General features: G+C 66.0%; 19 protein-coding genes and 1 tRNA gene. 10 read left to right on the top strand and 10 right to left on the bottom strand.

Going from position 1 to position 20,305, the window contains the following annotated elements; all coding sequences use genetic code 11:
- Nucleotides 1-258: 258 nt before the first annotated feature.
- The gene (locus AC04MD_RS17730) at nt 259-906 is read right to left on the bottom strand and encodes a response regulator (RefSeq protein WP_475498590.1); all 648 of its coding nucleotides are present in this window, start codon (nt 904-906) and stop codon (nt 259-261) included.
- 168 nt (nt 907-1,074) lie between these two features.
- Between AC04MD_RS17730 and AC04MD_RS17725 the strand changes: the two genes are divergently transcribed.
- From AC04MD_RS17725 to AC04MD_RS17715, 3 genes are all read left to right on the top strand, one after another.
- On the top strand, nt 1,075-1,947 hold the full coding sequence (locus AC04MD_RS17725; RefSeq protein ID WP_475498589.1) for a M28 family metallopeptidase: 873 nt from the start codon (nt 1,075-1,077) through the stop codon (nt 1,945-1,947).
- A 425-nt stretch (nt 1,948-2,372) separates the two neighbouring features.
- On the top strand, nt 2,373-2,591 hold the full coding sequence (locus AC04MD_RS17720; protein WP_475498588.1) for a hypothetical protein: 219 nt from the start codon (nt 2,373-2,375) through the stop codon (nt 2,589-2,591).
- A gap of 96 nt (nt 2,592-2,687) precedes the next feature.
- Nucleotides 2,688-3,488 (top strand): isocitrate lyase/PEP mutase family protein, encoded by an 801-nt coding sequence (locus AC04MD_RS17715; protein ID WP_475498587.1) that lies wholly within the window; start codon nt 2,688-2,690, stop codon nt 3,486-3,488.
- Nucleotides 3,489-3,884: 396 nt separating this feature from the next.
- Here the strand turns inward: AC04MD_RS17715 and ggpS are convergent, their stop codons facing one another.
- The 3 genes from ggpS to AC04MD_RS17700 all read right to left on the bottom strand — a co-directional run bounded on the left by ggpS (nt 3,885) and on the right by AC04MD_RS17700 (nt 7,122).
- Nucleotides 3,885-6,182 (bottom strand): glucosylglycerol-phosphate synthase, encoded by a 2,298-nt coding sequence (gene ggpS, locus AC04MD_RS17710; protein WP_475498586.1) that lies wholly within the window; start codon nt 6,180-6,182, stop codon nt 3,885-3,887.
- A 374-nt stretch (nt 6,183-6,556) separates the two neighbouring features.
- Nucleotides 6,557-6,829, bottom strand: coding sequence for a hypothetical protein (locus AC04MD_RS17705; protein ID WP_475498585.1), 273 nt, complete (start codon nt 6,827-6,829; stop codon nt 6,557-6,559).
- Between the two features lie 11 nt (nt 6,830-6,840).
- Nucleotides 6,841-7,122: a hypothetical protein gene (locus AC04MD_RS17700; protein WP_475498584.1), complete on the bottom strand. Its 282-nt coding sequence runs from the start codon at nt 7,120-7,122 to the stop codon at nt 6,841-6,843.
- A 231-nt stretch (nt 7,123-7,353) separates the two neighbouring features.
- On the opposite strand from AC04MD_RS17700, the gene AC04MD_RS17695 reads away from it, so the two are divergent.
- A complete protein-coding gene (locus AC04MD_RS17695; protein ID WP_475498583.1) occupies nt 7,354-8,655 on the top strand; it encodes a hypothetical protein in 1,302 nt (433 codons plus the stop codon).
- Between the two features lie 10 nt (nt 8,656-8,665).
- Nucleotides 8,666-9,328, top strand: a complete 663-nt coding sequence (locus tag AC04MD_RS17690; protein WP_475498582.1) for a hypothetical protein — start codon at nt 8,666-8,668, stop codon at nt 9,326-9,328.
- Between the two features lie 77 nt (nt 9,329-9,405).
- Here AC04MD_RS17690 and AC04MD_RS17685 read toward each other — a convergent pair.
- Nucleotides 9,406-9,495, bottom strand: a tRNA-Ser gene (locus AC04MD_RS17685).
- Between the two features lie 253 nt (nt 9,496-9,748).
- The gene (locus tag AC04MD_RS17680; protein ID WP_475498581.1) at nt 9,749-10,756 is read right to left on the bottom strand and encodes a LysR family transcriptional regulator; all 1,008 of its coding nucleotides are present in this window, start codon (nt 10,754-10,756) and stop codon (nt 9,749-9,751) included.
- Nucleotides 10,757-10,871: 115 nt separating this feature from the next.
- Here AC04MD_RS17680 and AC04MD_RS17675 point away from each other — a divergent pair, with 115 nt between their 5' ends.
- On the top strand, nt 10,872-11,450 hold the full coding sequence (locus AC04MD_RS17675; protein ID WP_475498580.1) for an FMN-dependent NADH-azoreductase: 579 nt from the start codon (nt 10,872-10,874) through the stop codon (nt 11,448-11,450).
- Between the two features lie 421 nt (nt 11,451-11,871).
- Here AC04MD_RS17675 and serS read toward each other — a convergent pair whose 3' ends face one another.
- Complete coding sequence (gene serS / locus AC04MD_RS17670; RefSeq protein ID WP_475498579.1) at nt 11,872-13,152, bottom strand: serine--tRNA ligase; 1,281 nt, start codon at nt 13,150-13,152, stop codon at nt 11,872-11,874.
- A 111-nt stretch (nt 13,153-13,263) separates the two neighbouring features.
- On the opposite strand from serS, the gene AC04MD_RS17665 reads away from it, so the two are divergent.
- From AC04MD_RS17665 to AC04MD_RS17655, 3 genes are all read left to right on the top strand, one after another.
- Nucleotides 13,264-13,914 carry an energy transducer TonB gene (locus tag AC04MD_RS17665; protein WP_475498578.1) on the top strand — a complete coding sequence of 217 codons (651 nt, stop codon included), beginning with the start codon at nt 13,264-13,266 and terminating at the stop codon, nt 13,912-13,914.
- Between the two features lie 4 nt (nt 13,915-13,918).
- Nucleotides 13,919-14,341: a hypothetical protein gene (locus AC04MD_RS17660; protein ID WP_475498577.1), complete on the top strand. Its 423-nt coding sequence runs from the start codon at nt 13,919-13,921 to the stop codon at nt 14,339-14,341.
- 146 nt (nt 14,342-14,487) lie between these two features.
- Nucleotides 14,488-15,054 (top strand): energy transducer TonB, encoded by a 567-nt coding sequence (locus tag AC04MD_RS17655; protein ID WP_475498576.1) that lies wholly within the window; start codon nt 14,488-14,490, stop codon nt 15,052-15,054.
- Between the two features lie 239 nt (nt 15,055-15,293).
- Here the strand turns inward: AC04MD_RS17655 and aroA are convergent, their stop codons facing one another.
- From aroA to serC, 3 genes are all read right to left on the bottom strand, one after another.
- Entirely contained in the window at nt 15,294-16,601 is a 1,308-nt protein-coding gene (aroA, locus tag AC04MD_RS17650; protein ID WP_475498575.1) for a 3-phosphoshikimate 1-carboxyvinyltransferase, read from the bottom strand.
- A 186-nt stretch (nt 16,602-16,787) separates the two neighbouring features.
- The gene (gene pheA, locus AC04MD_RS17645) at nt 16,788-17,948 is read right to left on the bottom strand and encodes a prephenate dehydratase (protein ID WP_475498574.1); all 1,161 of its coding nucleotides are present in this window, start codon (nt 17,946-17,948) and stop codon (nt 16,788-16,790) included.
- A gap of 94 nt (nt 17,949-18,042) precedes the next feature.
- On the bottom strand, nt 18,043-19,128 hold the full coding sequence (serC, locus tag AC04MD_RS17640; RefSeq protein WP_475498573.1) for a phosphoserine transaminase: 1,086 nt from the start codon (nt 19,126-19,128) through the stop codon (nt 18,043-18,045).
- 201 nt (nt 19,129-19,329) lie between these two features.
- Here serC and msrP point away from each other — a divergent pair, with 201 nt between their 5' ends.
- Nucleotides 19,330-20,298 carry a protein-methionine-sulfoxide reductase catalytic subunit MsrP gene (msrP, locus tag AC04MD_RS17635; RefSeq protein WP_475498572.1) on the top strand — a complete coding sequence of 323 codons (969 nt, stop codon included), beginning with the start codon at nt 19,330-19,332 and terminating at the stop codon, nt 20,296-20,298.
- Nucleotides 20,299-20,305 lie beyond the last annotated feature (7 nt).

The following is a 20,305-nucleotide window of genomic DNA, read 5'->3' as shown; positions in this document are numbered from 1 at the left end:
GCATCAGATCGTCGTCCCAGCGGTTTTCAACGGCCGTGTGGCTGTTCACGCTGGGACCCATCTTGCTCTTGCGGCCATGTCAGCGGCTCGCACGAGCAATGGATTCCAGCGTGAACAGCCATACGGCTGTTGAAAGCCGCTGGAATGACGGGATAGGAATGACGGGATAGGAATGACGGGATTGGCACGACGGAGGTGCGAGGACGGGTTCCCGCTCCCGGATAGTCGCGGTCGCGCACGGAGCGTGCGCATACCCGATCAAAGCGCGCGCGTCGGGTCCATCAGGCCCCACTGCGCGGCCAGGCGCGCCAGGGCGATGTTGTCCTGCACGCCGGTCTTCTCGAACAACCGCGTCTTGTGCGTGTTCACCGTCTTCGCGCTCAGGCTCAGGCGGCGCGCGATCTCTTCCTGCCGCAGGCCCTGGGTGAGCAACATGGCCACTTCCAGTTCGCGCGGCGACAACGCGTCGAACGGCGAGGCATCGCCACCGACCGTGTGCAGCGCCAGGTTCTGCGCCACGTTGCTGCCCAGGTAGCGCTTGCCACGCGCCACGTCGCGCACGGCGCGGATCAGTTCCGCGGCATCGCCGGCCTTGCCGAGGTAACCGGACGCGCCGGCTTCCAGCAAGCGCTTGGGCAGCGGACCGTCTTCCAGCACCGACACGATGATCACGCGCACGCCGATGTCGGCGCGCACGATGCGTTCGGTGACTTCCAGTCCGCTGTAGCCCGGCAGATGCAGATCGCACAGCACCACGTCGGGCTTGAGCTGGCGCACCAGCGGCAGCGCCGCTTCGCCGGTATCCGCCTCGCCCACCACTTCGATGTCCGTATCGGCACCGAGGATCAGGCGCATGCCGGTGCGCACCAGGGCGTGGTCGTCGATCAGGAAAACGCGGATGGTCATGAAAACGGCTGCCTTCGAAGGACGGGTCGAGCGTAGGCGGGCCGTCCGTCGCCGCGCAATTAACATTGTATCGGGTGTCGACACGCTACATGCGTGTAGATCCATCCGGTCGGCGGACGACGTGCGGCATACTCGGGCTTTCCACGCGTCGTCACCGGGGGTTCCACCATGCGCCACGTCCGCCGCAGCCTGCGCTGCGCCCTGCTCCTTTCCCTGTTCGCCAGCGTGCCGGCCTGGGCCGACGACGTTTCCGGCCGCTGGCTCGGCCAGGTCGAGGCCATCAGCAAGGGCGACGGCACCACCGCACGCGGCGATGCCATCGGCGCGCGACTCGACGCGATGGGCATCGCGTGGAAGCGCGAGGCGTTCGAGCAGCAGGGACAGGCCGGACAGAATCTCGTCGCCGACCTCGGCGGACCGGACAAGGCGCCGCTGCTGCTGATCGGCGCGCACTACGACAAGGTCGCCGTCGGCCACGGCGCCACCGACAATGCTTCCGGGGTGGCGGCCGTGCTGGAGCTCGCGCAGGCATTGAAGGCGAAACCGCTGGCGCACCATCGGGTGCAGGTGGTGTTCTGGGACCTGGAAGAGAAAGGCCTGCTCGGCGCGCACGCCTGGGTCGGCACCGCCGGACGCGAGAAGCCCGCGCTGTACGTCAACTTCGATGTCTTCGGCTGGGGCGACACGCTGTGGATGATGACGCCCGCCGCCGAGGGCGACAGCCTGCTGGTCGCCGCCCTGCGTGCCGCCAGCAGGCACGAGAAGCTCGGCTTCGCGCCCGGCGACAAGTACCCGCCCACCGACCACCTGGCCTTCCTCAAGGCGGGCTGGCCGGCGGTGTCGTTCTCGCTGGTCGGCGGCGACGAGATCGACCCGATCCTCGCCGTCTTCGGCGGCGGCAAGCCGGCGCAGGTGCCCAAGGTGATGCAGGTGATCCACAGCGAACGCGACACCGCCGCCGAGCTCGACGCAAGGCGCGTGGACGACGCGCTGCGCGTGGTCGAACAGGGCCTGCGGTCCTGGGACGCCTCGGCCCACTGATCCGCCGGAGTCCGGATACGCAAACGGGCCCTTGCGGGCCCGTTTGCGTTGGGGCGAGAACACGCCTGGCTCTCCGGGCGGCGACGGTGTCGGACTCGCGGTCCACCGCCAGGCGCAGCACGGAACAGGGGGTGTCCGGAGTAGCTGCGTTCGGTTCTCTCGTGGTGCCCTGGGTGTCAGCCTTGCGGCTCGGTAGCAGGGGAGCGCGGGAGGCAGAGGGGGTGGATCCGCCGCCCGACCACTGGTTACCGTTGTACGGGCCGGAATGCGAAGACCATGTGTAGACCATTCAGTCCGACCGCACAGTTTTCTCACGCCGTCTCGACATGGATTAATCGGCCGAAACGGCAGGCTGCACGTATGCGTCCACATCACGGTGCTCTCCGTAACGTGCTGTACAACAGGCCACGTCACTGCTCCCCATGATGACCTTCGATCTCTTCCACGATCCTGCCGACGACGGCTCTTACGAGCTGTCGATCAACGAATCGCCCCCCCTGCATTTCCCCACCCCGGGCGCCGCGCTCGGGTACGCCGTGAAGCTGGCCAACCAGCGCCACCAGCAGGGGCTGGACTACGCCATCAACATCGAAGGCGGCGACGGCCGCTGGCGCCTGTTCGAAGGCTGGCGGCTCTGCGCCTGAGCCGAGGTCGTTGCCGGCACGATCCTGTCAGCATGCGGTGAGTCCGCCCGCCCGCAACATGGCACGCTGTCGCTCCCTTCCCGCGATCCGGCTGCTATGACCGCCTCCCCCGCTGTCCGCTTCCGCGCCCTGCATGCACAGGGCCTGCTCCGCCTCGCCAACGCCTGGGATGCCGGCACCGCCCGGTTAATCGAACACTTCGGCGCGCCCGCTGTCGCCACCACCAGCGCCGGGCTCGCCTGGGCGCAGGGCTATCCGGATGGCGACGCCCTCGACGTCGACGTCCTGCTGCACGCGGTCGCCAGCATCACGCGCGTGGTCCGCGTACCGCTGACGGTCGATGTGGAAGGCGGCTATTCGGACGATCCCGCCACCGTCGCTGCGACCGTACTGCGGGTCGTGCACGCCGGCGCGGCCGGCATCAACCTGGAAGACGGCGCCGGCGATCCCGCCCTGCTCGCCGCCAAGATCCGTGCGATCCGCGAGGCCTGCGCCGCGCACGGCGTCGACGTCTTCATCAACGCGCGCACCGACGTCTATCTGCGCGGCCTTGCCGCCGAAGGCGCGCGTGTCGAGGAAACCCTGGCGCGCGCGGCGCGCTATCGCGACGCCGGCACCGACGGCCTGTTCGTACCGGGGCTGGTCGAGGCCGACGCCATCCGCGCGATCGCCGCGCAATGCGGACTGCCGCTCAACGTGATGCTGCGGCCGCAGCTGCAGGACCTCGCTGCGCTCGAAGGCCTCGGCGTGCGCCGCATCAGCACCGGGTCGGCGCTGGCGGAATCGATGTACGGGCGGCTGGGCGCGCAGGTCGGCGCCTTCCTGCGGGACGACACCACCGCCCTGCCCGATCCGCAGGCCATGGGCTATGGCGCGATCAACGGGCTGTTCGGCTGACGGGTAGGATTTTTCCTACAGACCACCGGGGCGACACCCGACTGCGAATGTGAACGGCGTGGGCGACCATACGTGCGTCCCCGGCAGCACGCCCTGCAAAGGCCAGGCATGGCCGCTCTGCAATGGAATTGGGCGCTGCCTTGAGCAAGCAGCACTGCCGGAGCCGGGGACTCCCCCTTTCAGACCCGATCGCCCATGGTCGGGTTTTCTTTTGCCCGCGCCTCAGCGCGCCCAGAGCTCCGGCGCCTGCGCCAGGCCGAACAGCACCAGCGCCGTCGCCGCGATCAGCAGCCACGCCATGCTCCGCACGACCAACATGCGCATCGCGGATCTCCTTTCCCCTGGATACGAGATCGACTATCGCCACGTACATACGGCGAGTCAAACGTAAATGCATTAAGCGGCGATGGCCGGCCGCGGATCCGCCGATGCGTCCTCGGTCGTGCCTCGCGCGGCGGCCAGGAACTCGCGGCCCCAGCGCGACAGGTCGTGGTGACGGACGATTTCGAACAGCCGGCGCTGGCGGTCCTCGCGTTCGCCGGTGGTCATCGCCAGCGCCTGTCGCAGCGTGCGCGCAAGGTCGGCCGGATCGTGCGGATTGGTCAGCACCGCGCCCTTCAGTTCCGCCGCTGCGCCGGCGAACTCCGACAGCACCAGCACGCCGTCGCCACCATCCAGGCCCTGCACCGCGACGAACTCCTTCGCCACCAGGTTCAGCCCATCGCGCAACGGCGTGATCCACATGACATCGGCGGCGGCGTAATGCGCCACCACGTCGGCGAACGGCAGCACGCGCGAGAAGAAGCGCACCGGCGTCCAGTCCAGCTGCGACAGCCGGCCGTTGATGCGGCCCACCGCCTGCTCGATCTGCTGCTGCAGCGGCCGGTAGACGGTCATCTCCTTGGCCGCAGGCACGCACACCAGCACCAGCGTCACCTCGCCGCGCAGCTCGGGCGATTCGTCCAGCAGGCGTTCGAACGCGTGCAGCTTCTGCAGGATGCCCTTGGTGTAGTCCAGCCGCTCGATCGACAGCACCAGCTTGCGCCGGCCGATCTCGTCGCGGATGCGCGCGATGTCCTCCGCCACCTGTTCGGTCTCCAGGCTGGCGCGGATGCGGCCCACGTCGGTGCCGATCGGATGCGCGCCGATGCGCACCGTGCGCCCGTCGATGCGCAGCTCGGTGGCCATGTCCTCCACGCCGACCGCGCAGCCGAACGTCAGGAAGCGCGGCGCGCACGAGGCACGCGCGGTCACTTCCACCGGGAAGGTGCTGCGCACCGCATCGGTGAAGTTCTCCGCATGGCGCGGGATGTGGAAGCCCACGTAGTCGCAGGCCAGCAGGCTGCCGAGGATCTCGCGGCGCCACGGCAGGATCGCGAAGATGTCCGCCGACGGGAACTGCGTGTGGTGGAAGAAGGCGATCTTCACGTCCGGGCGCAGCTCGCGCAGCACCGACGGCACCATCCACAGGTTGTAGTCGTGCAGCCACACCGTCGCGCCGGGCGCGGCCTCGGCGGCGGCGGCTTCGGCGAAGCGGCGGTTGACGCGCTTGAACAGCGCCCAGTCGTCCTCGCTGAAGCGCGCGCGCTCCCAGAAGCTGTTGATCACCGGCCAGAACGCTTCCTTCGAGAAGCGCTTGTAGAACACGTCCACCTCGTACTTCGTCAGCGGCACGTGGGTCGCGGTCAGGCCGGGATAGCGCTCCGCATCGACCGGCGCGCGCGCCTCGATCGGCGGCGCCTTCGGATCGTCCACCGTCCACGCCACCCACGAACCCGGCTGGCCTTCGCCGAAAAAGCTCAGCAGGCTGGGAATGATGCCGTTCGGCGAACTGTGGGGCCGGCGCACGCGCTGGCCGTCGACGATGTGCTCCTCGTACGGCAGGCGGTGGTAGACCATCACCAGCTCGGCCTTGCCCGGCGGATGCAGCGTCGGCGTGTAGTCGTCGGCATCGAGCAGCGCGAAGTGCGCCATCGCCTGCAGGATGCCGCCGCAGCCCGGCGCGTCCGCATGCAGCACGTTGTCCATACCGGCGGTGGCGGCGACCAGCGCCGGCTCCGAGTCGCCCACGCAGACGCCGGGAAAGCCTTCGCCGTACATCGACAGGTCGTTGAGCGTGTCGCCCGCGACCAGCACGCGCGCAGGCTCGAGTTCGAGTTCATCGACCAGCGCCGTCAGCGTGCTGCCCTTGCGCGTGCCGCGCGGCAGGATGTCGAGGTAGCGGTCGGCGGAATACAGCACCTCGCAGCCCAGCGATGCCGCGACCGCCTCGACCTCGGCCTGGATGGTCGAGAGCTGTTCCGGGTGGCAGTAGTACGAGCAGCGGCGCTCCTGCGGCACTTCCTGGCGCACCAGCATCGGGAAGCGGCGCATCGCGTCGGCGACGACGTGTTCGCCCGGCCAGCGCGATTCGATCTGCGACTGCAGCGGCTGGATCGGCTGCATGTCGGCGGTGCGCAGCACGGTGGCGCCGACATCGCAGATCACGTAGTCCGGCGTGGGCAAACCGGGATCGGCGAGCAGCGGCAGGATCGCCTCGCGCCCGCGCCCGGTGACCCAGGCCAGCTTCACGTCCGGATGCGCGTCGACCAGGTGGTAGAGGCGCTTGCGCGCGTCGGCATCGCCGGCCAGGAAGGTGCCATCCAGATCGGTGGCCAACAGCAGCGGTTGCGAGGGGGTTTTCAGCAGGGTCATGCGGGTGCACTCCAGAATGGGGAGATGCCGCGCACAAGGCACGACGCGAAGGCGTCCACGGACGCCGGCGGGGAACGTCATCGCATCGGAGGAAAGCGCCGCGGTCGGGCGCAGGAAACGAGGTGCCGCGTGCCAGGCACGCTGCGCGCGGAAGCGCTGCAGATGTGCGTCCGTCCCCGAAGCGTGGACGCGGACATCGACTGATGCGATGCAGCATTGTAGTCCGCATCTCACATTGAGAGGTCAACGTGATGTTAAGAATGTTAAATCGATACGCGTCGCAGGCGTTCTACGCACGTCAGACGCGGATGGCGGCCTCGATATGGCGAACTTCGGCGTCTAGCAGAAGTCACTTTTGCGGCTGAATGATGCGCTCATCCATCAGCAAGCTCGGACATTGCATCGAAATGATGCATTGATCCATCGAAACGACGGAACACTGGATCTAAACGATGCATGGATCCATCACGACGATGGAACGCTGGATCTAAACGATGCGAGGATCCATCAAGACGATGGAACGTTCGATCGAAACGATGCATCGCTCCATCGAAATGATGGAACGTTGGATCGAAATGATGGGCTGCTGCATCAGAAAGACGGAGCGACGGGTCGAAACGATCCTCCCGCCGATCGCCGGAGTCCAACGCCGGATCTTTCAGGGCGCGATGATCTTCATCAGCGCGACGGCGGCAATGCCGGCCACCAGCCAGATGGCGACGCGCTTGATGACGCCGCCGTCGAGGCCTTCCCTGCCCTCGGCATTGCGGGTGGGGCTGATGCCGACCACCAGCACGTGCATCGGCAGCGCGATCACCAGCAGGAACGCGAACACCCAGTACATCGTCTCGTCGCCGAGCCTCGGCCAGATCAGGGGCATCACGATGCCGGCGAAGAGGCCGGCAATGGCGGCGGTGATGGGGGTTGGGGTGAGTTTCATGCGCCAAGGCGTCCGGACGAATCGTTGCTGCAGTCTAGCCGGCGCATCGCGTGCGTGGCGCAGATACGCACTGGCAAAAAGTCGTAGGCCGTACGCACTCGGGGAGATGCGTCAGAGCTCATGCAGTGTGGAGGCGCCGGGTGCTGCCTTTGGCCTTACCGGGGCTAAGCTACTTCTTGCCCCGGCCCCCTGCGACCCATAAGCTCCCTACATCACACGGAGGTAAATGGAATGACCGCACTTGACGAAGTCTTTGGGGTAACTTCGCGCCCGATCCGTTCTTATGTAGAACGGGCGCAAGTCGATGACAGCTTCCGCGAAGCGCTAGGGGCCAACAAACAAATTATTGTTTACGGATCGTCCAAGCAGGGAAAGACGGCGCTCGTCTCGAAGCACCTCCCGTATGATGACAACATACTGGTTAGCCTCACCCCCAAGTTCCAGCTTATCGACGTGTATCAGTCGATACTGTCGCAAGCTGGCGTCAAGATTGTCGCATCTACGACGGAGAAGAGCGGCACCGAGCAGAAGCTTTCGGTTGGATTAAAGCTCAAAGCCATGATCCCGGTATTCGGTGGCGGCGAAGCAGCTACAGAAGGCACCACAGCTGCAAATTCCGGACAGGATGTCACTTACGTAGAAGTGCCTGCCAACCTCGAACTTCCTCAATCCATTTCCGATCTACTGAAGAAGGTGGATTGCGAAAAATGGGTAGTCATGGAGAACTTCCACTACCTTACCGACGAGGTTCAACAGCAGTTTGCTTTCGACTTACGCGCGTTCCAAGAGCTAGGCGTCAAGTTCGTCATCCTCGGTGTCTGGCGCGAACAGAATCGACTGGCTCAGTTCAACGGCGACCTCCTAGATCGAACTATCGAGATTCCGGTCGAACCTTGGATCGAAGAAGATTTCAAGCGTGTCGCAAATGCTGGCAGCGTGGAACTGAACATTAGTTTTGGGGAAGATCTAGTAGATAAGACCATCGAGGCTTCCTTCTCAAGCATCGGTGTATTTCAAGAACTTCTGAAACACATTTGTACTTCGGCCGGCGTACTCAACCGAGGATTTCTGCCACGCCGGATCGACGACGCTGAGCATCTTCGCAGTGCGATCCAAGTCAAGACCCGCGACTACGGTGCGCGCCACGAGCGCGCATTGAATGCAATCGCGGCTGGATTGATCTCGGGCGGCGTCAAAGGCGACCAGCTACCTTTATATCTTCCTTACTACTTGGTCCGCGTTATCGTCAGCCACGGATTTGATGGAATTTCGACCGGTGCGAGGAAACAGGTGCTGTGGGAATGGATCCGAGAGATCCACCATCGTGGCGGAGACGTTAGAAACAGCGATATGACGTACCTGCTAGGCAACTTGGCGAAACTTCAATCCGTCAAGGCAATATCTCCACCAATTTTTGCTTATGACGTTCAGCAGAGAACACTTCAAGTCGTCGACTCGACATTCTACTTTTTTATCAAACATGCTGACGCTACGGAAGTGATAGACGCCATCCAGAACCCACTGGAAGACTGAGAATTCCCGCATGAACGAGTACACGCTCAAGCGCCTTCTCGGTGGCATCGCCAATGGGCGAGACGCCCCGCTAGATTGGCAGAACATCGCAGAGTGGCTGGAACCTGGAGCCGAGGGAACTTGCGTATACGAGAAGAGAGAGTTCTTCCACGGGGGCGACAAGTTTTATGTTTGGGTCGCGGCCGGCGTTACGCAAGACCAGTTCCTTTCCATCATGTTCTGGCATCGGGAAGTGTATCGGGGCGATTTAGTTGCAGCGCAGAAAGAGATACTCCGCGAAAGCATTTCGTCAGCCATGAGCTACACGAACGTCATCCTAGTTGTTGGGTATGCGGCGCTAGTCGCTTTGCTCAGTCAAGGAAAGGATGTTTTCACACCGCTCACCTATTTCTCCGCAACTATTTGCACAGCTATTTCGGTGGTCGCCTTCATCTTGTGGGAGATATTTGGGATGGTTGTGCGCTCCACGATCAACATCAACATGGCGAAAGCGGTCAACGACGAGTTCACCTACATCGAGAGGGTTCGCGCTCACCAAGAACAGGTTGCGACCCTAATGCGCTATTTCCAGCCGTCTTGGATAGCGACCGTCGGGGTTGCCGCCGGATTCGGTATTGCGGCGTTCGTCATCATGCTGTCGGGCTATGTACACGCAGCTTGGTTAGCCCTATAGGGTTGTTGGCAACGTTGTTGGCAATGCCTCTGGCTTCAAATAATTACGCATCAGAATCAATGCCTTGCGCGTTGATCTGGCGGAGAGAGTGGGATTCGAACCCACGGTAGGCTTACACCTACGGCAGTTTTCAAGACTGCTGCCTTAAACCACTCGGCCATCTCTCCGTTGTCACTACCCTACCGCGGCGCTGCGCGCCGTACGGCAGTTTTACCATCGACCTGCGGTCGATGTTCGCTCCGGCCTGCGGCCTTCGCGTCAAGACGGCTGCCTTAAACCACTCGGCCATCTCTCCGGTGTTGCTTCTCGGGACTCGCTGGTCCGGTTCGCAGGTTCGAATCCTGCCCCCGCTACCATGTTTACCCTACCCGGCCCCTTGCAGACCGACGCGCATTTTCGCACGAACCCCGCCGCCGTGGCCTACGACGCCTTCTTCACCTTGGCGGCCTTGGTGTTGTCGATCGCCATGGCGATCGCCTTCTCCTTCTCCTCGGCGCACTTGCCACCACAATCCAGCCGCGACGACTCGATCTGCTGCGGCAGGTGCTCGGCCAGGAAATCGATGAACACCCGCACCGCCGGCAACATGCCCCGGCGCGAGGCGAACACCGCGTGGCAGATGCCCTGCGGCAGGCTCCATTCCGGCAGCACCACCTCCAGCTCGCCCTTGCGCACGGCCTCCGCGCATACCGTCTCCGGCAGCAGCGTGATGCCGTAACCGTCCTTCGCCATCGACTGCAGCAGCGGGAAATCGAAGCCGGCCAGGCGCGGATTCAGTTCGATGCGGCGCACCTCGCCGTTGGGACCGTGCAGCTCCCAGCGCTGGCGCGCCTCGTCCTCGCTGATGCTCAGCGTCACGTGCTCGGCCAGGTCTTCCGGCACCTTCGGGCGGCCGGCGCGGTTGAGGTACTTGGGACTGGCGACCAGCAATTCCTGGATCTGGCCGAAGCTGCGCATCACCAGGCTGCCGTCGTCGTCCAGTTTGGCGCGCACGCGCAGGGCCACGTCGTAGCCCTCGTTGATGATGTCGACGCGGCGGTTGTTGACGTGCAGCTGCAGCCGCACCTTCGGGTACTTGTCGAGGAAGGCCGGCAGGATCTTCGGCAGCTGCATCTGCGCCACCGCCACCGGCACGCTGACACGCACCACGCCGCGCGGTTCCGCGCTCAGGCGGTCGACCACTTCGCGCGCGGCCTGCGCTTCGGCCAGCATCGTCTGCGCATGGCGGTGCACGCTGGTGCCGACGTCGGTGACGGCGAAGCGGCGCGTCGAGCGCTGCAGCAGGCGCACGCCCAGGTCGGTTTCCAGCTGGCTGATGCGCCGGCTCAGGCGGGACTTGGGGATGCCCAGGGCGCGCTCGGCCGCGGCGAAGCCGCCGTGGTCCACCACCATGGCGAAGTAATAGAGGTCGTTGAGGTCGTGCTGCATGAAATAATTCCGCCTTTAGAACAATCAGTGACGTAAGACTACGTTTATCCCACCAATGCAACGACCTACAGTGATCTCCAAGGCGGCACTGGCCGCATCCGACTGGAGTACCACCGTGAAACTATTGCATATCGACAGCAGCGCGCTGGCCGCCAACTCCGTCAGCCGACAACTGACCGCCGCCATCGTAGCCCGTTGGCAGGACAGCGTGCCCGGGCTGGAGGTCACCTACCGCGACCTGGACACCGACCCGCTGCCCCACCTGACCAACGCCGTACTGGGTGGGGGCGATGCCGCCGCCGCACAAGCCAGCGAGGCCGCCATGCAGCAGTTCCTGGCCGCCGACGTCATCGTGCTGGGCGTGCCGCGCTACAACTTCGGCGTGCCGTCCACGCTGAAGGCCTGGATCGACCGCGTGGCCGTGGCCGGCCGCACCTTCAAGTACACCGAGAATGGCCCGATGGGCCTGGCCGGCGGCAAGAAAGTCATCGTGGCCGAGGCCAGCGGCGGCGAATACGCCGGCACGGCGATCGACTTCGTGGCGCCTTACATCAAGCAGGTGTTCGGCTTCCTGGGCATCACAGACGTGGAATTCATCCGCGCCGAGCGCTTGGCCTACTCGCCCGAGCACAAGGCGCAGGCCATCGAAGCCGCGCTGGCCAGCATCCCCACCCCGCTGCGCCAGGCCGCCTGACCGCATTCTCGGCCCGCGCTGCCTCCTGTTGCAGGAGCGGGCCATGCCCGCGATGCCTTTCGCGCGATCCAGGGAAGAGCATCGCGCCCGAGGGCGCTCCTACAGACGGCTGGCTACCCTCGAGCGTTGTAGGAGCGGGCCATGCCCGCGATGCCTTTCGCGCGATCCGGAGAAGAGCATCGCGTCCGAGGGCGCTCCTACCGATGTCCGACCATCCTCGAGCTTTGTAGGAGCGGGCCATGCCCGCGATGCCTTTCGCGCGATCCTGACAAGAGCATCGCGCCCGGGGGCGCTCCTACCGATGTCCGACCACCCTCGAGCGTTGTAGGAGCGGGCCATGCCCGCGATGCCTTTCGCGCGATCCTGACAAGAGCATCGCGCCCGAGGGCGCTCCTACAGGCAAGCGGGAGGGGCGGTTTGCTCAGGCGATCTGTTCCGCCCCACCCATATACGGGCGCAGCACCTCAGGCACGGTGATCGAGCCGTCTTCGTTCTGGTAGTTCTCCATCACCGCGATCAGGCAGCGGCCGACGGCGGTGCCGGAACCGTTGAGCGTGTGCACAGGCTCGGGCTTTCCCGTGGCCGGATTGCGCCAGCGGGCCTGCATGCGACGCGCCTGGAAATCCTCGCAGTTGGAGCACGAGGAAATCTCGCGGTACATGTCCTGCGACGGCAGCCAGACTTCCAGGTCGAAGGTTTTGGTGGCGCCGAAGCCCATGTCGCCGGTGCACAGCAGCATGCGGCGGTACGGCAGGCCCAGCTTCTCCAGCACGGTCTCGGCGGCGCGGGTCATGCGCTCCTGCTCGTCGTAGCTCTCGGACGGGCGCGCGATCGAGACCAGTTCCACCTTCTCGAACTGGTGCTGGCGGATCATGCCACGCACGTCGCGGCCGCCGCTGCCGGCCTCGGAGCGGAAGCACATCGAATGCGCGGTCATGCGCAGCGGCAGGCGGGCGTCGTCGAGGATCTCGTCGCGGACGATGTTGGTCAGCGGCACTTCCGAGGTCGGGATCAGGTAGCGCGTGTGTTCGCCCAACTGGGTGGCGAACAGGTCTTCCTCGAACTTCGGCAGCTGGCCGGTGCCGCGCATCGAGTCGGCATTGACGATCACCGGCACGCTGGTTTCTTCGTAGCCGTGCTCGTTGGTATGCAGGTCGAGCATGAACTGCGCAAGCGCGCGATGCAGGCGCGCCAGCTGCCCGCGCAGCACGGTGAAGCGTGCGCCGGACAGCTTGGCGGCGGTGTCGGCGTCGAGCCAGCCGTGGCGGGCGCCGAGTTCCACGTGGTCCTTGACCGCGAAGTCGAACGTGCGCGGCGTGCCCCAGCGGTGCTGCTCGACGTTGCCGGCTTCGTCGCTGCCGACCGGCACGCTGGCGTGCGGCAGGTTGGGGATGCCGAGCGCGATGGCCTCGATCTCGCTGCGGATCTCGTCCAGCTTCACTTCCGAGGCCTTCAGCTCGTCGCCGAAGCCGGCCACTTCCGCCATCAGCGCGGCGACGTCCTCGCCCTTGGCCTTGGCCTGGCCGATGGCCTTGGAGCGGGTGTTGCGCAGGTTCTGCAGCTCCTCGGTACGCTTCTGGATCTGCTTGCGCGAGGCCTCGAGGTCGGCGATACGGGACACGTCCAGGTCGAAACCGCGGGTCTCCTTGAGGCGCTGGGCGAGTTCGGCGGGCTGGGTGCGGAGCAGGACAGGATCGAGCATGGAAACAGCAGTCTGGCGTGGGAAGCCCGCATTATCGCCCATCTGCGACCGCCTGCCCGCGCGGTTAACGGCGCGTGTGCAAGAATCGGCGCGTCTTTCCCGGTGATCCCCATGTCGGCCCAGCAACCGCACGACCCGCACTTCACCTTCCGCCTGCCCCGCACCGCCCTGCGAAACGCCGCGATCGCCTTCGGCATCGGCCTGCTGCTGTTCGTGATCGTCTGGTGGGCCAGCCGCGATGACGGCTTCTACACCCCCGAAGCCGCTGCGCCGGGCAACAAGCCGCTGCCGATCGCGGCGCTGCCGGAACCGTTGTCCACCGGCGCGGGCGCCAGCGGCATGGAAGAGCCGGCGCCCCGCCCCGCCCCCGAGGAACGTCCGCAGCTGGTCGAGGAAACGCCGATGCCGGCGCCGGTGTCGGAAACCCCGTTGCCCGCCACGCCGACCGATCCGACGGCGCCGGCCACGCCGGTCGCGCTGGCCCCCGGCGACGTGCCGGTGCCGATCCCCGGCCAGACCCCGGCGCCGGAATATCCCTCTTCCGCGATGCGCAACGGCGACCAGGGCACGGTGATGGTGCGGGTGGAAGTCGGCGTCGACGGCCTGCCGACCTCCGTCGAAGTCGCGCAGCGCAGCGGTTCGCGCGACCTTGATCGTGCCGCACTGGCCGCAGTGCGTCAGTGGCGCTTCCAGCCGGCGCAGCGTGATGGCCAGCCGGTGCCGGGCGCGGTGACGGTGCCGATCGATTTCAAGATGCGGTGACCGCATGGGCCATGCGCGATCGCTGAAACGCATCGCTGCCTGGTCGGCAATCTCGTTGATCGTCCTCTGCGCTTGCGCATGGTTCTGGTCCACGCGCAGCCCGTCGTTCGACGACCCGTTGGGCGACGAGCCCGGCCAGACCTGGGTGAAGGGGCGCGGCTACTCCCATGCGGTACGACTGATGGACTCCGGTCGCTACACGATGCAGGTGCAGTGCGACATCTGCGCGGAGCCGATCCAGTCGGGCACGTGGACACGGCAGGGCCACGCGTTCGTACTGCGTCACGCATCGGGTTCGATCGCGATGGAGCTGGTGCCGGTCAGCATGATGGGATGCGACGCGCTGGCGAGACGCGGCGAACAGAACGCTCGTGTCCCCGGTGGCGTCTACTTCAAGCAGGACGATCGCTGCGCGGATGCACTTTGACGACGCGTACGCATTGCTGAACCGTCGTTCCGCTAGCTGAACTTCGGCCGGCTCGCTTCATTGCGGAATCACGCATCGCAAACATCCCCAAGCAAAGACTCGGCACCGTTCCAACGCGGAACCCACAACGCGAAACGGAGGTTCACATGTCGATGCCCACCAACAACGAATACCGCGCCCCGGATACCGTCGAAGACACCACGGTCGAACCGCGTCGCACCACCTCGCCCGTCCTGCTGCTGTTGCTGGCCTTCGCGGTCACCGCCGGCGGCCTGATCTGGTGGAGCCAGTCGCGCGCCCCGGCCGAAGCCCCGGTCGCCACCGTACCCGGCAGCGTGATCGACGATCCGGCGATGACCACGCCCGCCAAGGAGCGTGCAACCGCTAGCGCCGAGAAGGCGCGCGCCGAACGCGCGGCCGCCAACCGTCCGGCTGCGGTCAGCCGCGACGCCCGCCCGATGGCCGGCAACGCCGAGCCCAAGTATCCGGCTTCGATGCTGCGCGCCGGTGTCGGCGGCACCGTCGTAGTGCTGGCCGAGGTGGATGCCCAGGGCAACCCGGTCAATGTCAGCGTGGTCGAACGCAGTGGCGAACGCGAGCTGGATCGCGCAGCGCTGACCGCCGTGAAGCAGTGGCGTTTCGAGCCGGCCATGCGTAACGGCAAGGCCATTGCCACCAGCGTGAAGGTGCCGGTGGACTTCAAACCCATCTAACCGGCTTCACCTAAGCTCCCCACACGGAGCGGACGAGGAAAGGAAAGGGGGACGCGGGCAAGGCGTCCCCCTTTCTGCGTCCGGGTTTGCGGGCTGCTTCCTGTAGGAGCGACGTAAGTCGCGACCGTAGACTTTCCACATACGCAAGCCGACGGCTTACCCGAGTTCTCGCGCTCCGACGTCCATGATTCGTCGAGATCGCGGTCGCGACTTACGTCGCTCCTACAGAAAGCAAAGCGTCACGCCTTGCGCAGCGCGAAACCGGCACCGGTCGCCAGCGCGTCGTAGTCCGGGAACGAGGTCGCCACGTTCGCCACGTCGCCCACGCGCACCTCGCCCTGCGCAAGCTGGCCCGCGATGGAGAACGCCATCGCGATGCGGTGGTCGCCATGGCTGTCGACCGCGCCACCCTGCAGCGGGCCCGGGAAGATCGTCGCGCCGTCCGGCGTCTCGTCCACGCGCAGGCCGAGCGTGCGCAGGCCGTTGGCCATCGCGGCGAGACGGTCCGATTCCTTCACCCGCAACTCGGCCGCGCCGCGCACGACGGTGGGACTGTCGGCGGCGGCGGCGGCCACGAACAGCGCCGGGAACTCATCGATCATGTCGGGCACCAGTGCTTCCGGCACGGCGATGCCGCGCAACGGCGCATGGCGCACGACGAGATCGGCGACCGGTTCGCCGCCATGCTCGCTCGCGTTCTCTTCGGTGATGTCGGCGCCCATCAGGCGCAGCGCCTGCAGCAGGCCGGTGCGGCGCGGATTCAGGCCGACCGCGCGCAGGCGCAGCTCCGAGCCCGGAATGATGCTGGCCGCGACCAGGAAGAATGCGGCCGACGAGAAATCCGCGGGTACCGCGATGTCCGTCGCCACCAGGCGCTGGCCGCCACGCAGGCGCGCAAAGCCCGGCGAGAAATCGATGTCCACGCCGAACGCCTTGAGCATCCGCTCGGTGTAGTCGCGGGTGGGATGCGGCTCGCGCACGATGGTTTCGCCGTCGGCGTACAGGCCGGCCAGCAGCACCGCCGACTTCACCTGCGCGCTGGCCACGTCCAGCGTGTAGTCGATACCGGTCAGCGGCTGGCCGCCGTGGATGCGCAGCGGCGGCAAGCCACCCTCTTCGGTATCGATGCGTGCGCCCATCGTCGACAGCGGACCGGTCACGCGGCGCATCGGGCGCTTGGACAGCGAAGCGTCGCCGACCAGCACGCTGTCGAAGCGCTGCGCGGCCAGCAGGCCAGCGAGCAGGCGCATGCCGGTGCCGGCATTGCCGCAGTCGAGTTCGCCGTCCGCTGCCTTCAGGCCATCCACGCCGACGCCGTGCACGATGCGGCGCGACGGCGACGGCGTTTCGATGCGCACGCCCAGCCGCGAGAAGATCGCCGCGGTGGCGCGCGTGTCTTCGCCTTCGAGGAAGCCGTCGATGGTCGAGGTGCCATCGGCGAGTGCGGCGAACATCACTGCCCGGTGCGACACGGACTTGTCGCCGGGGATATCGAGGGTGCCGCGCAGCGCTTGGCCGACAGAGGCGATCCAGTCTTGTTGTTTCATCGCTGTTCGTTACGGGTCTGGAAAGTGGAGGAGCGCGCTGACTCGAGGTGGCGACGGGCTTTCCGTCGTCCCGGCGAAAGCCGGGATCCATTCTGTCTTTTGCCTTTCGCAAGGTCAGCAAGAGCAAGATGGATTCCGGCTTTCGCCGGAATGACGGCGCTAGTCGCTACGGGTGTCGCTATAGGTTCACGGCACCGCGACGGGATACGAACCCAGCACCTTGATCTGCGCAGAGTGCTGCTTCAGGTCGGCCAGCGCTTGCTTCATCGCCTCGTCGTCGATGTGGCCGGCCAGGTCGATGAAGAAACCGTACTCCCACTTGGCGTGGTGGGACGGGCGCGACTCGATGCGGTTCATGCTGATGCCGTGGCGCGCGAACGGGCTGAGCACGTCGAACAGCGCGCCGGGCTTGTCGTGGATGAAGACCAGCACCGAGGTGCGGTCGTGGCCGGACGGCGGGAAGATGCTGCGGCCGATCACCAGGAAGCGTGTGGTGTTGTCCTTGTCGTCCTGGATCGGACTCATGACGACCTTCTTCAGGCCGTACACATGCGCCGCGCTCTCGCCGCCGATCGCGGCCGCATCGTCGTTGCCGCGCGCGCGGCGCGCGCCTTCGGCATTGCTGGAGACCGGTACCTTCTCGACCTTCGGCAGGTTGGCGCGCAGCCAGCCCGCGGTCTGTGCGAACGATTGCGGATGCGCGTAGATGCGCTCGATGTCGTCGATGCGGCCGGTGCGCGACATCAGGAACTGGTGCACGCGCAGCTCGACTTCGCCGCAGATCTTCAGGTCGGAGGTGAGGAACATGTCCAGGGTGATCTGGATGGTGCCCTGCCCCGAGTTCTCCACCGGCACCACGCCGAAATCGGCATTGCCGCTGGCCACTTCCTGGAAGACCTCCTCGATGCTCGCCAACGGCAGGCCGTGCGCCGAGCGTCCGAAATGCTTGAGAACCGCCTGCTGACTGAACGTACCTTCCGGCCCGAGGTAACCGATCTTCAGCGGCTCCTGCTGGGCGAGGCAGGCGGACATGATCTCGCGGAAGACATGCACCAGCACTTCGTCCGACAGCGGACCCTCGTTGCGGTCCACCACCATGCGCAGCACCTGCGCTTCGCGCTCGGGGCGGTAGTAATCGACGGCGGCGGCGAGCTTGCCCTTGGCCTTGCCGACCTGGTGGGCGAAGACGGCGCGCTCGGCGATCAGCGACTGGATCTGCCGGTCGATGCCGTCGATCTTGGCGCGCACGTCGGACAGCACCGGGGCGGGCGTCGCCTCGGCCTGCTTGCCCGCAGCGGGCTTGGCGGTCTTCTTCGGCTTGCTGGGTTTGGTGGGCTTGGAGGCCATTCGCGTTTCCTAAAGATGCTTTCTGTAGGAGCGACGTGAGTCGCGACCGGAAGGTTGGTGGTCGCGATTCACGTCGCTCCTACAAGGACGTCACTCAACCATTGCGCTGCTGGAAGTCGCGCATGAAATCGACCAGCGCCTGCGCGCCTTCCACCGGCAGCGCGTTGTACAGCGAGGCGCGGATGCCACCGACCGCCTTATGGCCCTTCAGCGCCAGCAGGCCGGCCGCCTTGGACTCGGCGACGAAGCGCGCGTTGAGCGTGTCGTCGGGCAGGAAGAACGGGATGTTCATCCGCGAGCGCGCGGCCGGCGCCACCTCGTTGCGGTAGAAGCCACCCGAAGCGTCGATCGCGCCATAGACCAGCGACGACTTCACTGCGTTACGGCGGGCGAACTCGGCGACGCCGCCTTCGGCCAGCATCCACTTGAACACCAGGCCGGCCAGGTACCAGTTCCAGGTCGGCGGCGTATTGAGCATGGAATCGCGCTCGGCATGCGAGCGGTAGTCGAAGATGTCGGCGCGCGGCTGGCCGGCGCGTTCGAACAGGTCCTTGCGGATGATGACCACCGCCACGCCGACCGGGCCGAGGTTCTTCTGCGCACCGGCGTAGATGACGCCGTACTTCGACACGTCCAGCGGCTCGGAGGCGATCGACGAGCTGAAGTCGGCGAACAGCGGCACGCCGCCGACGTCCGGCGTATCGCGGAACTCCACGCCGTGGATGGTCTCGTTGGCGGTGATGTGCACGTAGGCCGCGCCCGGCGTGAGCTGCCAGGTATCGCGCGCCGGGATGTCGTGGAAGCCGCCCGGCTCGCCATCGGCGGCGATGTTGACCGTGCAGTAGGGTTTGGCCTGCTTGATGGCGGTCTTGCCCCAGTGCCCGGTCACCACGTAATCGACGACCTGCGCCGGCGCTGCGAAGTTCAGCGCCAGCAGCGCCTGGTGGGTCGTCGCACCGCCGGACAGGAACAGCACGGCGTAGTCGTCCGGGATGCCGACCAGCGCGCGCAGGTCGGCTTCGGCCTGGGCGGCCACCGCGATGAAATCCTGGCTGCGGTGGCTGATCTCCACGATGGACGCGCCGATGCCGTTCCAGTCGAGCATCTCGGCCTGGGCCTGCCGCAGCACCGGCTCGGGCAGCGTGGCGGGACCGGCACTGAAGTTGAACGCGCGCGTCATGGGGCACCTGCGAGAGAGGGTCCGTAGTATGCCGCAGTGCATCAGTTGCAGGGGCAACGATGCGGACGCCGGAGCATGAATTACGAACGCGCTGCATCCCATGCTCACCCTGCGGCGTATAAGGTGGACCCGTAACGTCGTGGCGGGAATTTTTCGGCGCCTGCAGCGTCCAATCGCCACGCCCCCCGTCTGGAGAACCCGATGTCCCTGCGCGATGCCCTGCGGATCCCTGCCGCCCAGATCACCGACGAGCGCGTCTACCTGGAGCGCCGGCGCCTGCTGCAGACGCTGGCGGCCGCCCCTGCCCTCGCCCTGGCCGGCTGCGCCGAGGCCGAACCGCCTCCCGCGCCCAAGATCACCGTGACGCCCGAGCAGGCGCGCTCGGGGTTCCGCACGACCGAGACGCTGACCCGCCTGGAGGACGTCAGCAGCTACAACAACTTCTACGAGTTCGGTACCGGCAAGGCGGACCCGTCCAACGCGCGCAAGACGCTGAAGACCTCGCCGTGGACGGTGGTGGTCGGCGGCGAGTGCGCCAAGCCCGGCAAGATCGCGCTCGAGGATCTCGTCAAGGGGCTGACGCCCCAGGAGCGCGTCTACCGCCTGCGCTGCGTCGAAGGCTGGTCGATGGTGATCCCGTGGCTGGGCGTGCCGCTGGGCGAGGTGCTGAAGAAATTCCAGCCAACCTCCAAGGCGAAGTACGTCGCCTTCACCACCCTGGCCGACCCGCTGCAGATGCCCGGCGTGCGCTACCGCTCGATCAACTGGCCCTACCGGGAAGGCCTGCGCATCGACGAAGCGATGCATCCGCTGACCCTGCTCGCCACCGGCCTGTACGGCAAGCCGTTGCCGCAGCAGAACGGCGCGCCACTACGGCTGGTGGTGCCGTGGAAATACGGCTTCAAGAGCATCAAGTCGATCGTGGAGATCACGTTCGTCGAACGCATGCCCGAGACCGCGTGGCACGACCTGCAGCCGTCGGAGTACGGCTTCTTCTCCAACGTCAATCCGAACGTCGACCATCCGCGCTGGAGCCAGAAGACCGAACGCCGCATCGCCGGCACCCAGAGCAAGCTGTTCGCCGAGCGCATCCCGACGCGGATGTTCAACGGCTACGGCGACCAGGTGGCCTCGATGTATGCCGGCCTCGACCTGAAGAAGTGGTACTGAGTGGCAG

This window comes from Pseudoxanthomonas sp. LjRoot206 (assembly GCF_056175725.1).
The sequence above is the reverse complement of the archived record's forward strand: the minus strand, read 5'-3'. Positions and strand labels throughout refer to the sequence as shown.

Bases quoted from the DNA above. Each gene is read 5' to 3' on its own strand.
- AC04MD_RS17720 (WP_475498588.1), top strand. From the start codon at position 2,373: ATGACCTTCGATCTCTTCCACGATCCTGCCGACGACGGCTCTTACGAG.
- AC04MD_RS17680 (WP_475498581.1), bottom strand. From the start codon at position 10,756: ATGCAGCACGACCTCAACGACCTCTATTACTTCGCCATGGTGGTGGAC.
- serC (WP_475498573.1), bottom strand. From the start codon at position 19,128: ATGACGCGCGCGTTCAACTTCAGTGCCGGTCCCGCCACGCTGCCCGAG.
- ggpS (WP_475498586.1), bottom strand. From the start codon at position 6,182: ATGACCCTGCTGAAAACCCCCTCGCAACCGCTGCTGTTGGCCACCGAT.
- msrP (WP_475498572.1), top strand. From the start codon at position 19,330: ATGTCCCTGCGCGATGCCCTGCGGATCCCTGCCGCCCAGATCACCGAC.
- serS (WP_475498579.1), bottom strand. From the start codon at position 13,152: ATGCTCGATCCTGTCCTGCTCCGCACCCAGCCCGCCGAACTCGCCCAG.
- AC04MD_RS17700 (WP_475498584.1), bottom strand. From the start codon at position 7,122: ATGAAACTCACCCCAACCCCCATCACCGCCGCCATTGCCGGCCTCTTC.
- AC04MD_RS17715 (WP_475498587.1), top strand. From the start codon at position 2,688: ATGACCGCCTCCCCCGCTGTCCGCTTCCGCGCCCTGCATGCACAGGGC.
- AC04MD_RS17695 (WP_475498583.1), top strand. From the start codon at position 7,354: ATGACCGCACTTGACGAAGTCTTTGGGGTAACTTCGCGCCCGATCCGT.
- AC04MD_RS17665 (WP_475498578.1), top strand. From the start codon at position 13,264: ATGTCGGCCCAGCAACCGCACGACCCGCACTTCACCTTCCGCCTGCCC.
- AC04MD_RS17655 (WP_475498576.1), top strand. From the start codon at position 14,488: ATGTCGATGCCCACCAACAACGAATACCGCGCCCCGGATACCGTCGAA.
- AC04MD_RS17690 (WP_475498582.1), top strand. From the start codon at position 8,666: ATGAACGAGTACACGCTCAAGCGCCTTCTCGGTGGCATCGCCAATGGG.
- pheA (WP_475498574.1), bottom strand. From the start codon at position 17,948: ATGGCCTCCAAGCCCACCAAACCCAGCAAGCCGAAGAAGACCGCCAAG.
- AC04MD_RS17730 (WP_475498590.1), bottom strand. From the start codon at position 906: ATGACCATCCGCGTTTTCCTGATCGACGACCACGCCCTGGTGCGCACC.
- aroA (WP_475498575.1), bottom strand. From the start codon at position 16,601: ATGAAACAACAAGACTGGATCGCCTCTGTCGGCCAAGCGCTGCGCGGC.
- AC04MD_RS17725 (WP_475498589.1), top strand. From the start codon at position 1,075: ATGCGCCACGTCCGCCGCAGCCTGCGCTGCGCCCTGCTCCTTTCCCTG.
- AC04MD_RS17660 (WP_475498577.1), top strand. From the start codon at position 13,919: ATGGGCCATGCGCGATCGCTGAAACGCATCGCTGCCTGGTCGGCAATC.